At 72.9% G+C, this 12,777-nt stretch carries 15 protein-coding genes; 8 read left to right on the forward strand and 7 right to left on the reverse strand.

Annotation, left to right across the window (positions count from 1 at the left end):
• On the reverse strand, window positions 1-1,114 hold a 1,114-nt coding region (locus ACWDCZ_RS24845), incomplete at its 3' end, for a M18 family aminopeptidase (protein WP_449817000.1).
• 326 nt (window positions 1,115-1,440) lie between these two features.
• Window positions 1,441-3,270 (reverse strand): acyl-CoA dehydrogenase, encoded by a 1,830-nt coding sequence (locus ACWDCZ_RS24850; protein WP_449817001.1) that lies wholly within the window; start codon window positions 3,268-3,270, stop codon window positions 1,441-1,443.
• Between the two features lie 213 nt (window positions 3,271-3,483).
• Here ACWDCZ_RS24850 and ACWDCZ_RS24855 point away from each other — a divergent pair, with 213 nt between their 5' ends.
• Window positions 3,484-3,987, forward strand: coding sequence for an SseB family protein (locus ACWDCZ_RS24855; RefSeq protein ID WP_049651062.1), 504 nt, complete (start codon window positions 3,484-3,486; stop codon window positions 3,985-3,987).
• A 124-nt stretch (window positions 3,988-4,111) separates the two neighbouring features.
• Window positions 4,112-5,071, forward strand: a complete 960-nt coding sequence (locus tag ACWDCZ_RS24860) for a pirin family protein (protein ID WP_049651061.1) — start codon at window positions 4,112-4,114, stop codon at window positions 5,069-5,071.
• Between the two features lie 59 nt (window positions 5,072-5,130).
• Here ACWDCZ_RS24860 and ACWDCZ_RS24865 read toward each other — a convergent pair whose 3' ends face one another.
• Window positions 5,131-5,952, reverse strand: coding sequence for a protein phosphatase 2C domain-containing protein (locus ACWDCZ_RS24865; protein WP_063780134.1), 822 nt, complete (start codon window positions 5,950-5,952; stop codon window positions 5,131-5,133).
• Window positions 5,953-6,155: 203 nt separating this feature from the next.
• Here ACWDCZ_RS24865 and ACWDCZ_RS24870 point away from each other — a divergent pair, with 203 nt between their 5' ends.
• Complete coding sequence (locus tag ACWDCZ_RS24870; RefSeq protein WP_158077691.1) at window positions 6,156-6,299, forward strand: hypothetical protein; 144 nt, start codon at window positions 6,156-6,158, stop codon at window positions 6,297-6,299.
• Between the two features lie 90 nt (window positions 6,300-6,389).
• Here the strand turns inward: ACWDCZ_RS24870 and ACWDCZ_RS24875 are convergent, their stop codons facing one another.
• Window positions 6,390-6,998, reverse strand: a complete 609-nt coding sequence (locus tag ACWDCZ_RS24875; protein ID WP_449810620.1) for a TIGR03086 family metal-binding protein — start codon at window positions 6,996-6,998, stop codon at window positions 6,390-6,392.
• Window positions 6,995-7,861, reverse strand: coding sequence for an alpha/beta hydrolase (locus ACWDCZ_RS24880; RefSeq protein WP_449810621.1), 867 nt, complete (start codon window positions 7,859-7,861; stop codon window positions 6,995-6,997). The genes ACWDCZ_RS24875 and ACWDCZ_RS24880 overlap by 4 nt, the downstream gene beginning before the upstream one ends.
• 165 nt (window positions 7,862-8,026) lie before the next feature.
• On the opposite strand from ACWDCZ_RS24880, the gene ACWDCZ_RS24885 reads away from it, so the two are divergent.
• A complete protein-coding gene (locus tag ACWDCZ_RS24885; RefSeq protein ID WP_117488904.1) occupies window positions 8,027-8,668 on the forward strand; it encodes a TetR/AcrR family transcriptional regulator in 642 nt (213 codons plus the stop codon).
• Here the strand turns inward: ACWDCZ_RS24885 and ACWDCZ_RS24890 are convergent.
• Entirely contained in the window at window positions 8,665-10,005 is a 1,341-nt protein-coding gene (locus tag ACWDCZ_RS24890) for an amidase (RefSeq protein ID WP_449817002.1), read from the reverse strand. The genes ACWDCZ_RS24885 and ACWDCZ_RS24890 overlap by 4 nt on opposite strands.
• Window positions 10,006-10,025: 20 nt before the next feature.
• Window positions 10,026-10,256: a hypothetical protein gene (locus ACWDCZ_RS24895; RefSeq protein WP_117491857.1), complete on the reverse strand. Its 231-nt coding sequence runs from the start codon at window positions 10,254-10,256 to the stop codon at window positions 10,026-10,028.
• A gap of 238 nt (window positions 10,257-10,494) precedes the next feature.
• Between ACWDCZ_RS24895 and ACWDCZ_RS24900 the strand changes: the two genes are divergently transcribed.
• From ACWDCZ_RS24900 to ACWDCZ_RS24915, 4 genes are all read left to right on the forward strand, one after another.
• Window positions 10,495-10,719: a response regulator transcription factor gene (locus ACWDCZ_RS24900; RefSeq protein ID WP_049657156.1), complete on the forward strand. Its 225-nt coding sequence runs from the start codon at window positions 10,495-10,497 to the stop codon at window positions 10,717-10,719.
• Between the two features lie 84 nt (window positions 10,720-10,803).
• Window positions 10,804-11,142: a hypothetical protein gene (locus tag ACWDCZ_RS24905; RefSeq protein WP_449817003.1), complete on the forward strand. Its 339-nt coding sequence runs from the start codon at window positions 10,804-10,806 to the stop codon at window positions 11,140-11,142.
• Between the two features lie 99 nt (window positions 11,143-11,241).
• Window positions 11,242-12,165: a hypothetical protein gene (locus ACWDCZ_RS24910; protein WP_449817004.1), complete on the forward strand. Its 924-nt coding sequence runs from the start codon at window positions 11,242-11,244 to the stop codon at window positions 12,163-12,165.
• A complete protein-coding gene (locus ACWDCZ_RS24915; protein WP_449817005.1) occupies window positions 12,162-12,737 on the forward strand; it encodes a hypothetical protein in 576 nt (191 codons plus the stop codon). The genes ACWDCZ_RS24910 and ACWDCZ_RS24915 overlap by 4 nt, the downstream gene beginning before the upstream one ends.
• Window positions 12,738-12,777 lie beyond the last annotated feature (40 nt).

Below are 12,777 nucleotides of genomic sequence, written 5' to 3' on the forward strand. Positions count from 1 at the left end.
GCACGCCCGCCTTCTCGCAAGCGGCCGCGAACACCGCCCGCCCGACGCCGTCGGTCGCGTAGCGGTTGTTGACGTTGACCTTGAGGATCGGCCCGCCGTTCGGCATCGGGTGGTGGCCCGGCTCGTGCCGCTCGCTGTAGTTCGGGTGGACGGCGTGGCCCATGTCCGAGGAGAGGCAGACGGTGCCGGCGAGGGCCCGGGCCCGGTCCTCGGTGGTGCCGCCGCGCGCGTGCACCGTCCGGTCCAGCACGGTGCCGAGCAGCGGGCTCTGCGCGCCGGTGTCGGACTCGCTGCCGGTCTCCTCGTGGTCGAAGGCGGCCAGCACCGGGATGTACGGCAGGCTGGCGGCGCCCTCGGCGGTGGCGACGGCGGCGAGCGCGGCGGTGGCCGCGTGCACCGAGAGCAGGTTGTCCAGGCGCGGGGCGGCCAGCAGTTCGCGGTCGCGGCCCAGGTAGGAGGCGGGCTGGACGTCGTGGGTCATGAGGTCCCAGCCGGCCACGTCGGCGGCGTCCAGACCGGCCCGCTGGGCGACGTAGGAGATCAGCGCGCCCTCGTCGACCGGGCCGAGGCCCCAGATCGGGGTGAGGTGGCGCTGCTTGTCGAGCTTCATGCCCTCGTTGACCTGGCGGTCCAGGTGGATGGCGAGCTGCGGCACGCGCAGCAGCGGCTCGTCCAGCTGGACCAGCCGGGCGGTGCCGTCCTTGAGCGCGAGCCGACCGGAGAGGCCGAGGTCGCGGTCCAGCCAGGTGTTCAGCGGGACGCCGCCGTAAATCTCCACGGCGACCTGCCGCCAGCCCTCCGAGCCGGTGTCCGGCACGGGCTTGACCCGCAGGTTGGGCGAGTCGGTGTGGGTGCCGACGATCCGGAACGGCGTCTCGGGGCCCGCTCCCTCCGGCAGGTACCAGGCGATCAGCGCGCCCCCGCGGATCAGGTAGCGCCCGCCGGCCGCGTCGTCCCACGCGTCCGTCTCGGCGACCTGCCGGAAGCCCGCCTTCTCCAGCCGCTCCGCGGCGCTCGCCACCGCGTGGTACGGGGAGGGTGAGGTGCCGAGGAACGCGATCAGGTCGTCGCTGTGCGTCCGGTCGAAGAATGCCTGGCGGGCGGCGGTCGACATGCTGCTCCTGGGTCGAGTGAGGGCCGAAGCCGGATGGGGAGTCGGCTTCGCACCTGAGCATATGCCCGTACACGGACAGGGCATTCGGAACACCTGGTTCGGTGCACGACCCGGACACGACCGTGAACCGCCGCGCACGGTCGGAGCTTTCCGCCGCCGGACGCACACCCGGACGCACACCCGGACCACGGCCCCGGACGCCCGCCCCGGCCACGGCCCCGGACGCACCGAAGGGCCCGGTGGCAGCCGGGCCCTTCGGTGCGAGGGTGTGTCAGGCGGTTCGAGGGGTGCGCGGGCCCGGACGGGCCCTGCGGTCCCGGACGGGCCTAGAAGGCCTCCTCCGCCAGGTCCATGATCTCGTTGTCGATGCCCTCGGCGATCAGGCGCTGCGGGGTGACGGTCGGCAGGACGTTCTTGGCGAAGAAGCGGGCCGCCGCGACCTTGCCCTGGTAGAACGGGACGTCCTTCTCGGAGGCGCCGGCCTCCAGCTTGGCCAGGGCCACCACGGCCTGGCGCAGCAGCAGCCAGCCGACCACGACGTCGCCGGAGACCATCAGCAGGCGGGTGGTGTTCAGGCCCACCTTGTACATGTTCTTGACGTCCTGCTCGACCGAGGTCAGGTCGGCGATCAGCTTGCCGACGATGGCCTCCAGGTCGCCGGCGGCCTTGGCGAGCAGCTTGCGCTCGGCGGCCAGGGCGTCGCCGCCGGCGGCCGAGTCGATGAACTTCTGGATCTGCTCGTTCAGGGCGGTGAGCGCCTGGCCGCCGTCCTTGACGATCTTGCGGAAGAAGAAGTCCTGGCCCTGGATCGCCGTGGTGCCCTCGTACAGGGTGTCGATCTTGGCGTCCCGGATGTACTGCTCGATCGGGTACTCCTGGAGGTACCCGGAGCCGCCGAAGGTCTGCAGCGACTGGGCGAGCTGCTCGTAGGACTTCTCCGAGCCGTAGCCCTTGACGATCGGCAGCAGCAGGTCGTTGAGGCGCTCGGCGGCCTCGTCGTGCTCGCCGCGCAGCTTGGCGGCCATCATGTCGTCCTGGGTGGACGCGGTGAACAGCACCAGCGCGCGCATGCCCTCGGCGTAGGCCTTCTGGGTCAGCAGCGAGCGGCGCACGTCCGGGTGGTGGGTGATGGTGACGCGCGGGGCGGTCTTGTCCAGGAACTGCGAGATGTCGGCGCCCTGCACGCGCTCCTTGGCGTACTCCAGGGCGTTCAGGTAGCCGGTGGAGAGGGTGGCGATGGCCTTCGTGCCGACCATCATCCGGGCGAACTCGATGATCTTGAACATCTGGCGGATGCCGTCGACCTTGTCGCCGAGCAGCCAGCCCTTGGCCGGGTGCTTGGCGCCGAAGGTCATCTCGCAGGTGTTCGAGGCCTTGAGGCCCATCTTGTGCTCGACGTTGGTGGCGTAGACGCCGTTGCGCTCGCCCAGCTCGCCGGTCTCCCAGTCGAAGTCGAACTTGGGGACGATGAACAGGCCCAGGCCCTTGGTGCCCGGCTTGCCGCCCTCGGGGCGGGCCAGCACCATGTGGATGATGTTCTCGGACATGTCGTGCTCGCCCGAGGTGATGAAGCGCTTGACGCCCTCGATGTGCCAGGAGCCGTCCTCCTGCTGGATCGCCTTGGTGCGGCCGGCGCCCACGTCGGAGCCCGCGTCGGGCTCGGTGAGGACCATGGTGGAGCCCCACAGGCGGTCGGTCATCCGCTTGGCGACCTCGAGCTGCTCCTCGGTGCCCTCCTCGGCGATGACGCCGGCGAAGGCCGGGCCGGAGGAGTACATCCAGATGGCCGGGTTGGAGCCCAGGATCTGCTCGGCGAAGGCCCAGATCAGCGAGTTCGGGGTGACCTGACCGCCGATCGACTCCGGGATGCCCAGGCGCCACCACTCGGCGTCCATGAAGGTCTGGTAGCTCTTCTTGAAGGTGGCCGGGATCGGCGCGGTGCTGGTCTCCGGGTCGAAGACCGGCGGGTTGCGGTCGGTGTCGGCGTAGGACGCCGCGAGGTCGTTCTCGGCGAGGCGCGCGATCTCGCTTAGGATGTTCTTCGCGGTCTCGACGTCCATGTCCGCGAACGGTCCGGTGCCGTACACCTGCTCGCGGCCGAACACCTCGAAGAGGTTGAACTCCACGTCCCGCAGGTTGGACTTGTAGTGACCCATGGCCGTTATCTCCGGTTCGTCGCTTCCGGGAGACCGCCGCGTTCCGGCGTCCCGTACCCACCAGTAGGCATCATGATGCTACCCAGCGGTAACTTGGGCAAGCCCCCGCCGGCGAATCCGCTATGAACGTGGTCACGTCCCACAGCCGACGCGGCCACTCCTTGTCAGGATCGGCGCCAGCGCAGAGGGGTGCGCTCCCGCTAGCCTGTCCGTGTGTACGGATATGACCAGAACACATACCCGGGCGACCCCTACCAGCAGCAGGCGGGACCGCAGCAGGGCATGAACGGCATGCCCGGACCCGACGCCTACGGCGGGCAGTCGCAGGCCCCCCAGCAGTCCCTGTACCCCGAACCCTCGCCGCCCTCACTCGCGGACGCCGTCCGGGCCTTCACCACCGGCTCGATGGCGGTCGAGGACTTCCAGGCGATCTTCATCACCTCGAAGGTGCACTGCCCCCGCGGCGACCGCCCCGGCTTCCTGGCGCTGCACAACACCCCGACGCCGGTGATCCCGATGTTCAGCTCGCTGAAGGAGCTGCGCCGCTACGCCGGCAAGGACTCCAAGCACTTCACCGTCACCGGCGCCGAGGTCCTGGACCTGCTGCCGACCGGCTACGGCTTCGCGCTGGACATGGAGGGCGAGCACCGGATGGTGTTCGACGCCAAGGCCGTCGAGCAGATGGTCGACTTCACGATGCGCCGGATGTACGGCTGACCCATGCTGGACGAGGAGCCCCGCGCTCCTCCGTCACTACATAGTTCAACTTTCAACTTGCTTGTTGTTGAGGATTGAACTAATCTCATGGATGTAGGCCAGACACCCCCCGAAGGAGGCCGACATGCCCGCCGTGACCGTCGACAACCCGCTGACCCTCCCGCGCGTCACCACGCCGGACCCCGCCGTCACGAGCGCACGGCCGGTCCTCACCGTGGCGACCGCCCCCGAGGGCTACGAGGGCGAGGGCTTCCCCGTCCGCCGCGCCTTCGCCAGGATCAACCAGAAGTACCTCGACCCGTTCATCATGATGGACCAGATGGGCGAGGTGGACTACGCGGCCGGCGAGCCCAAGGGCACCCCCTGGCACCCGCACCGCGGCTTCGAGACCGTCACCTACATCATCGACGGAACGTTCATCCACCGGGACTCGCACGGCGGTGGCGGCACCATCACCGACGGCGACACCCAGTGGATGACGGCCGGCTCCGGCCTGCTGCACATCGAGACCCCGCCGGAGTCCCTGGTGCAGTCCGGCGGCCTGTTCCACGGCCTCCAGCTGTGGGTCAACCTGCCCGCCTCGGACAAGATGATCACCCCGAAGTACCAGGACATCCGCGGCGGCAGCGTCAAGCTGCTCAGCACCGAGGACGGCGGCGCGCTCCTGCGCGTCATCGCCGGCGAGCTGGACGGCCACCAGGGCCCGGGCACCACCTTCACCCCGATCACCATGATCCACGCCTCGATCAACCCCGGCGCCCAGATCACCCTGCCCTGGCGCGCCGACTTCAACGCCCTCGCCTACGGCCTCGCCGGCAACGGCTCGGCCGGCACCGAGCACCGCCCCTTCCACCGGGGCCAGGCCGTCGTCTTCGGCGACGGCGACTCGATCACCCTGCGCGCCGACGAGAAGCAGGACTCCCGCGACAACAACTTCGAGGTCGTCCTCCTCGGCGGCCTCCCGATCCGCGAACCCGTCGCCCACTACGGCCCGTTCGTGATGAACAGCCACCGCGAGCTCCAGCAGGCCATGGAGGACTTCCAGGCCGGCCGCCTCGGCACCATCCCCGCCGACGGCCACTGAGCCCGCCCGCTCGTGAGGGCCCGGACCGCACCCGGTCCGGGCCCTCGCGCGTCCACCGCCTACAGCAGCGCGTACAGGGCCGAGGCGTCGTCGTGCGTCTTGCCGCGCGGCCAGCGCTCGCAGCCGGCGTCCGCCCGCTCCACCGCCCGGACCTGGGCGATCAGCTCGCCCGGCCCGGACTCGGCGAGCAGCCGCAGCACGTCGCCCCAACTGCCCAGCCCGAAGCGCTCGGTGTAGCGCGAGGCGCCGTCGGTGAGGGCGGCCAGCGCGTGCAGCCGGTCCAGCCGGACGGAGCCGGTCTCGGCGTGCTCGGCCGCCCGCGGGCTGGCGGCGGCGATCCACGGGCCGTTGCCCCGGTTACGGGCGGCGCGCACGGCCAGCACGTACTCCAGGTGCAGCGCGGCCCGCTCGGCCGAGCCGGGGACGGTCTCCCAGACCTGCCGGCGCAGCTCCTCGCCGCCGGGGAAGCGCTGGTTGTCCCCGATCACCTTCGGCGGGCCGTCCTTGAACTCCAGCACCAGCAGGGAGTCGCCGAGCACCAGGTACTCCAGCGCCTCGCCGTGCCGCCGGGCCGCGACGACCATCGCGGCGGGGGTGTTCGGGTGGGCCAGGTCGCAGCGGCCGCCGTGCAGCGCGGCCGTCTCGACGATGGCGTCGGCCAGGCAGTCGGCGATCGAGCGGTCCGCCCGGTCGGTGAGCCGGGCGAGCAGGTGCACGCCCAGCCGGCGCACGTACCAGGCCGTCCCGTGCCGGCACCCGGACTCCAGGCCGACCGGCGAGCTCGCGCCGTCCAGCAGGACCAGCGCCTCCGGCGAGGCCACCGCGAAGTCCTCGCTCTCGCGGTCGGGCCGCCGTGCTTCCCCTGCGAGCTGTAGCTGCATCCCGACAGTGTGGCCGCCGCCCCCGGCCCGCGCCCAGACCCGTGCGCCGGTGTGGCGCGGGCCGGGGGCCGGCGCCCGGTGGCAGCCGGGGTGATTCGGCCATACCGTCGGACAGTGACCGGACGATTCGGCCAATCGGAGCGGGTCGGGTTTGGGATCACCTTCGGGTGTCCGGGCGGCCCGCGACTGACGAGGAGCGGAAGATGTTCTGGGAGTTCATCGTGTTGCTGGCCGCCTCGCTCGGCTTCCCGACCGCCGCACTGCTCTTCCTGATCGGCGGCCCGCGCTTCCCCGACGAGCAGCGCGGCCCCGAGAGCCGGGGCGCCGGGGCCGCCCGCCGCCCGTAGGGCCTGCCCGACCGCGGACGCGGGCCGAAGGCAGGCCCCGGGGTTTCCGGAATCCCCTGTGTTCCGGAACCCCCGGGGCGGACAGGGCCGTTACGGCTTCCAGGCCGGGTCGCGGCCGAGCAGTGCCAGGGCGCGGTCGAACCGGCCGGTGCCGCCGCCGGGTTCGAGCCCCGGGGCGAAGGCCCGGCCCGGCGCCCGGTGTTCCTCGGTGTTCGGGACGGCCTCGGTCACCGTCAGCAGCGCGGTGGCCAGCGCGTCGTCGCCGTCCACCGCGGCGACCAGCGCGGCCTGGGTGCCGAGCGCGGCGGCGACGTCCCAGCCGTGCACCAGGGTGTCCAGCAGGTGGAAGCCCACCGCCTGGGTGAGCGGGAAGGGGCCGCCGTCGCGGATCTCGGCCAGCCAGATCGGCCGGTCCGCGGTGGCCGCCTCCCGGAAGGCCTCGGTGAGGTCGGTCCCGGTGCGCCGGAAGGCGCCCGCCGGGTCGGCGCCGAGCGGGGCGTCCGCGAACAGCGCCAGGTCCGGCCCGGCGCCGCGGGCGGCCGCGGCGAAGCCCTGGTGCTGGCCGACGCAGTGCTCCAGCAGCTTGCGCAGCGTCCACCCCGCGCAGGGGGTGGGCAGGTCGAGCTGGTCCGGCCGTAGGCCGTCCACCACCTGGACGGCCAACTCCATGGCCTGTGCGTGCAGTTCGACGATCCTCATACGACAGCGACCTCCCGGCCGGCAGAGATGAATCCGATCACCTGATCAACAACGGCCGGCTCCGCGATAATCCTGCTGTGGCCCAGGCCCTGAGTGATGGTCAGCTCCAGCCGCTCCCCGTACGCCTCGCGCAGCCGGTACGCCTCGCTCGGCGGGACGACGGTGTCGCCCTCGTCGTGCACGACCAGGACCGGCCCGTCGACCGCCCCGACCCGGCGGGCCGCGTCGAAGCGCTCCCAGCCCCCGGCGTCCCCGCCGAACAGCTCCCGCTCGATCCGCTCCCGCAGCGCCCGCTCGACCTCGGCGTCCAACCCGAGCCCGGCACAGAACGCGGCCGGGAAGAAGCCCACCCGGGACACCCCGGAGACGGCCGCCAGCCGGCCCGCCCGCAGGCCGTCGGCCAGCGCCCCGAAGGCCGCGCAGACGCCCAGCGAGTGCGCCAGCACGGCCTCGAACGGCCCGTACCGCTCCTGGAGGCTCAGCGCGAGCTCGCGGTACTCCGGCACGCCGGTGGTCCGGCCGCCGGAGTCGCCGTGGCCCGGCGCGTCGAAGGCGACGACGCTCAGCCCGAGCGCCCGCAGCCGGGGCACGTACGGGGCGAACCGGGAGGCCCGGGAGCGCCAGCCGTGCAGCAGCAGGACCGGCCGCTCGCCGCTGCCCCAGCGGTAGCCGACCACCGCCTTGCCGTTCACGGCGAGCCGCTCGGTGGCCGCCCGTCCGTGCACCTCCCGCTCCGACGCGCGCACCCGGCTGCGCCGGACCGGGTGCGTGAACAGCTCGAAGGCGGCCCGCCCGGCCAGGCCGGGGGCGATCCGGGCGGTGGGGTTGAGGGTCGTACGGATCAGTCCGCGGGTCGGGTCCATCGGGTCTCCCTGCTCTCGCGCTCCTTGTCCTGCCTCGTTCGCGGCGAGATATTAGCACGACCGTTCGTGCAGTTTTAGGGTTCTCCGGGGCCACCCCGATGCACCCACTACCCTGGGCGGCACGCAGGGCGAGCGGAACAGACGAGCAGAACAGGGGCGCGGACGATGGCCGGAACGACCACGGACGGACGGGTCCTGCGCGGCGAGGAGACCCGCCGCGCGGTGCTGCGCCGCGCCGTCGGGATCGCCTCCGTCGAGGGCCTGGACGCGCTCTCCATCGGCCGCCTCGCCACCGACCTCGGGCTCAGCAAGAGCGGCGTCTTCGCCGGCTTCGGCTCCAAGGAGGAGCTGCAGCTGGCCACCGTCCGCGCCGCCCGCCGGATCTTCGCCGACGCCGTCGTCGCCCCGGTCGCCGACACCCCGCCCGGCCTCGCCAGGGCCCGTGCCCTCTGCGAGAGCTGGCTGGCCTACTCCCGCGCCCGGGTGTTCCCCGGCGGCTGCTTCTTCTACGAGGTCACCGCCGAGTTCGACGCCCGCCCCGGCGCCGTCCGGGACGCCCTGGCCGGCTGCGCCCGGGAGTGGTCCGACACCGTCGTCGAGACCCTCGCCGCCGCCCGGGCGGCCGGCGCCCTGCGCCCCGACACCGACCTCGGGGACCTCGCCTTCGCCCTGATCGCCGTCCTGGAGACGGCCAACTCCCAGGCCGTGCTGCACGACGAGGACACCCCGTACGAGCGGGCCGGCCGCCTGCTGCTGCGCCTGCTGCGCGCCGAGGCGACCGACCCGGCCGACCCGACGCTCGCCTAACGCTCCGTCAGCACCCTTTCAACGAACGCTGCTTGGGCCAGCAGAAGCTCGTCCCCGCCGGGCGCGCCGACCACCTGGAGGCCCAGCGGCAGCCCGTCCCCGGTCCGCCCGGCCGGCAGGCTCAGCGCCGGGCGCCCGAGGAAGCTCCACGGCAGCGACATCACCGCGTCCCCCGTGCTGTGCAGGCCCTCCGGCGCCCCGCCGGTCGCCGAGGGCGCCAACCACAGGTCCACCCCGGCCGCCGCGCCCGCCGCGGCCACCCGCTCGCGCAGCCGCTCCCGGAACCGCAGGGCGGCCTCCCGGTCCTCGGCCGCGACGCCCCGGCCGACCCGGATGCCCGCCGCCGTCTCCGGCCGGTAGAGCCCGCCGAAGCGGGCGAACCAGTCGGCGTGGCCGCGGGCCAGCTCGAAGCGGTTGACCGTCTGCAGCTGCCGGACGACCTCGGCGAAGTCCGGGAACAGCTCGACCCGGCGCACCGTGAGCCCGGCCCGCGCCAGCCGGGCCAGCTGCTCCTCGAAGGCGCGCAGCGCGGCCGGCTCGGCGCACTCCAGGTACGTCCCGTCCGGCACCCCGAGCACGGGCGGCCGGACCTCCCCGGCACCGATCCGGTCCGGGGAGGGAAGCCGGTCGTCGCCCCGCCAGTCGTCGCAGAGCAGCGGGGCCGCCAGGGCCGCGCCCGCCAGGTCGGCGGTGAAGGTCCCCAGGGTGTCGAGGCTCGGCGCGTTCGGGATCACCCCCGCGATCGGGATCCGCCCGTACGTCGGCCGGAAGCCCACCACCCCGCAGTACGCGGCCGGGCGGATCACCGAGCCAACCGTCTGGGTGCCGATCGCCAGCGGCACCAGCCCGGCCGCGACCGCCGCCGCCGAACCGCTGCTGGAGCCGCCCGGGGTGTGCCCCGGCCGGTGCGGATTGCGGGTCGGACCGGGGGCGCTCGCGGCGAACTCGGCGGTCACCGTCTTGCCCGCGACCATCGCCCCCGCCGCCAGCAGCCGGTCCACCACCACGGCCTGCGGCCCGGCCAGCACCCCGGGCGGCAGCGCCGAACCGCCGTGCGTGGGCAGCCCGTCCACGTGCACGATGTCCTTGACGCCCACCGCCACCCCGTACAGCGGCGGCCGCCGGTCGGGCTCCGGGTACCGCACGGCCAGCTCGCGCGCCCGCGACCGCAGCCGGTCGTACCGCCCGGGCTCCGGCACGAACGCGTGGATCAGCGGGTCCACCCGCTCGACCAGCGCGCACAACCGGTCCACGTACTCGGGGAGTTCCGGCACACCGGCGCGCAGCCCGGCGGCCTCATCGGTCAACGGCGACGGCCGGACGAGGGATTCCTCCATGCCGAGCACGGTAGCGCCGTTTACGGGTGCTCGGCCGCCAGGTACGGCGCCTCGCGCAGGAAGTACGCCCCGCAGGTGTGGCAGCACAGCTCCGGGGTCTTCCCCCAGTCCACCGCCTCCCGCACCCGCGCGGCCGGGTCGAGCTCGCGGCCGCACATCGCCACACTCTCCTCGCCCCGGACCATGTGCCACAGCCGCACCCCGCCGGCCTCGCCGTCGGCGCCGTACTCGGCCCGCATCTGGTGCATCATGCCCCCATCGTCCGACCGCCGCGCGCACCCGGCAACCGGAGCGGAACCACCGGTCGGCGGCCCGTACGGCCCACCCCCGGCCGGCTCACCGCGGACATCCGGAGCGTCTCTCTCCGTAACATCCACGTTGACTGGGCCTACCGCCCGGCCGAGACTTGTCGTGCGTACGCTCCACACTCGGCTACGGGGGGAACCGATGGGCGATGCACAGCTTTTGACGATCGATCATCTTTCGAGAATGCGCGCGGCGGCCGACCGGGTCAGGGGGCTCTCCCAGCGCCGCGCCCAAGTCCTCGAACTCATCGGAACCGACCTGTCCAACCAGGAGATCGCCGCCGAACTGCGGATCGAGGAGCGGACCGTCAAGGCGCACACCGCCGCCCTGTTCGAGCAGCTCGGCGTGTGCTCGCGCATCCAACTGGCCCAGGCGGCCCTGCTGTTCCGGCTGGAGGACTGTACCTGAGGACACTGGTGGACCGTCCGGCCCGGTGCTGAGATGTCCTGGCCCCACTCGGGGCATCGGCAACTACCCTCCGCACCAAGAGAGATGGGACTCACCATGCTCAAGAACCGCATGGGCCGCGTGGCCACCGTGGCAGCCGCCGCCGTCGCCGCGCTGACCCTCGGCACCGGGGCCGCCAACGCCCTCTACGTCAGCGACTACACCACCGCCGCCAACATCCGCAGCGGCCCGTACACCAACTCCTCCATCAACGGCATCGGCTACCCGGGCCACGGCACCAACGACTGGTGCTTCACCAACGGCTCGACCGTCAACGGCTACACCGCCTGGGACAGCAACACCGACCGGGCCACCGGCGTCTGGGGCTACACCTTCGAGGACTACATCTCCGGTGCCCTCTCGAACCAGTGGACCAAGTGCTGATCTGCTCCACCGCACCACGGCCCTCTTCGCCCCACCGCTAATGGGGCGAAGAGGGCTCCGCCCGAGACTACCGGCCCGCCCACCCGATGAGGTCCACTCGTGAGGTCCCACCGCCGCACCGCCCTGGTCGTCGCCGCCACCGGGCTCGCCCTGCTCACCGGCTGCTCCTCCGGCGGGAGCGCCGCCCCGATCACCGGCGGAACCGGCGGCCAGGCCGCCGCGCCCGCCCTGACCGCGACGCCCACCCCGACGACCGTGGCCGACACCCAGCAGCTCCCGCTGCGGGCCTTCGCGGCGAGCCCCCAGGAACTGACCGGCATCGCGAAGGCGCAGGGCCTGCTCACCCAGGACTGCATGAAGCGGCTCGGCTTCGCCTCCTGGCAGCCGAACAACGCCGACCTCACCAAGGCCGGCAAGGACGACATGCCCACGCCGTACGGGTTCCTCAACGAGGCGCAGGCCGCCCAGTACGGGTTCCACCAGCCCGGCACCGCCGGAGGAGCCAAGGTCGGCAGCGGCAGTCCGATGAACCCCGCCGAGTTCACCGCGCTCTCCGGGCTGAAGTCCCCCACCGGCGGCGAACCGGCCGGCGGCAGCACCCCGCCCGGCGGCTGCACCGGCGAGGCCGACCGCAAGCTCAAGGGCGACAAGCCGCCCGCCGCCGACGTCTACGGGGACCTCACCGGCCAGTCGATGAACCGCACCAAGGCGGACGCCCGGGTGGTCGCCGCCACCACCGAATGGGCGTCCTGCATGAAGCAGCGGGGCTACGCCTACGGCAACCCCGAGAGCCTCAGCACCGAGTCCTGGGGCCCCACGGTGACCCAGCGGGAGATCGACACCGCCAAGGCCGACGTCGCCTGCACCCGGCAGACCAACCTCTCCGGCATCGCCTTCGGCGTCCAGAGCGCCATCCAGAAACAGCTGATCGAGCAGCACGACAACGAGCTGAAGGCCTACCGCGCCGCCATCCAGTCCCAGCTCGACCAGGCGGCGACGGTGCTGCGGGAGCACGGCCAGTGAGCCGCGCCCGGCCCGGCCGCCCGGCGCGGACGGCCGCCGCCGCCCTGGTCTGCGCCGCCGTCCTGGCCGCCGCGGGCTGCTCCGGCACCTCCTCGGCCGCCCCGGACCGCACCACCGCCACCGGCCCGAACGGCGAGCGGCTGACCACGGTCGGGGACGACCTGCGGCAGCCGTACCTCGCCTACTGGGACGAGTGGACGAAGGTCGCCCGGGCCGGCGACGTCGCCGCCGCGCCGCTGGACGCCCACGCCGACGAGCCCAACCTCTCCATCCTGCGCGCCTCGGTGGACCAACTGCGCCAGGAGGGGCAGCACATGAGCGGCGAGGTGAAGCACCGGCTGCTCGGCGTGCGGACCGACGGGGAGGCCCGCCGGCTGTACGACTGCGTCGACCTGAACGCCTGGCGGATCGTGGACGCGGGCACCGGCCACGAGATCAGCCAGGTCAGCCAACGACCAGAACAGCTCAGCATCATGACGATGCGTCGGATCGACGGAGTGTGGAAGGTCACGGACATCCAGAACCCGCTGCCGTGCCCCGGGGGCACCGCCACCCCGTCCCGCAGCAGCTGACCCCCGTCCGAGCGCGAAGCACCGGAAGACGTACCGGAAA

Source organism: Kitasatospora sp. NPDC001225 (assembly GCF_053597855.1).

Excerpts from the sequence above, each read along its gene's own strand:
- ACWDCZ_RS24850 (WP_449817001.1), bottom strand. The coding sequence starts at position 3,270 with ATGGGTCACTACAAGTCCAACCTGCGGGACGTGGAGTTCAACCTCTTC.
- ACWDCZ_RS24860 (WP_049651061.1), top strand. The coding sequence starts at position 4,112 with ATGCCCGCCGTGACCGTCGACAACCCGCTGACCCTCCCGCGCGTCACC.
- ACWDCZ_RS24865 (WP_063780134.1), bottom strand. The coding sequence starts at position 5,952 with ATGCAGCTACAGCTCGCAGGGGAAGCACGGCGGCCCGACCGCGAGAGC.
- ACWDCZ_RS24870 (WP_158077691.1), top strand. The coding sequence starts at position 6,156 with ATGTTCTGGGAGTTCATCGTGTTGCTGGCCGCCTCGCTCGGCTTCCCG.
- ACWDCZ_RS24875 (WP_449810620.1), bottom strand. The coding sequence starts at position 6,998 with ATGAGGATCGTCGAACTGCACGCACAGGCCATGGAGTTGGCCGTCCAG.
- ACWDCZ_RS24880 (WP_449810621.1), bottom strand. The coding sequence starts at position 7,861 with ATGGACCCGACCCGCGGACTGATCCGTACGACCCTCAACCCCACCGCC.
- ACWDCZ_RS24885 (WP_117488904.1), top strand. The coding sequence starts at position 8,027 with ATGGCCGGAACGACCACGGACGGACGGGTCCTGCGCGGCGAGGAGACC.
- ACWDCZ_RS24890 (WP_449817002.1), bottom strand. The coding sequence starts at position 10,005 with ATGGAGGAATCCCTCGTCCGGCCGTCGCCGTTGACCGATGAGGCCGCC.
- ACWDCZ_RS24895 (WP_117491857.1), bottom strand. The coding sequence starts at position 10,256 with ATGATGCACCAGATGCGGGCCGAGTACGGCGCCGACGGCGAGGCCGGC.
- ACWDCZ_RS24900 (WP_049657156.1), top strand. The coding sequence starts at position 10,495 with ATGCGCGCGGCGGCCGACCGGGTCAGGGGGCTCTCCCAGCGCCGCGCC.
- ACWDCZ_RS24905 (WP_449817003.1), top strand. The coding sequence starts at position 10,804 with ATGGGACTCACCATGCTCAAGAACCGCATGGGCCGCGTGGCCACCGTG.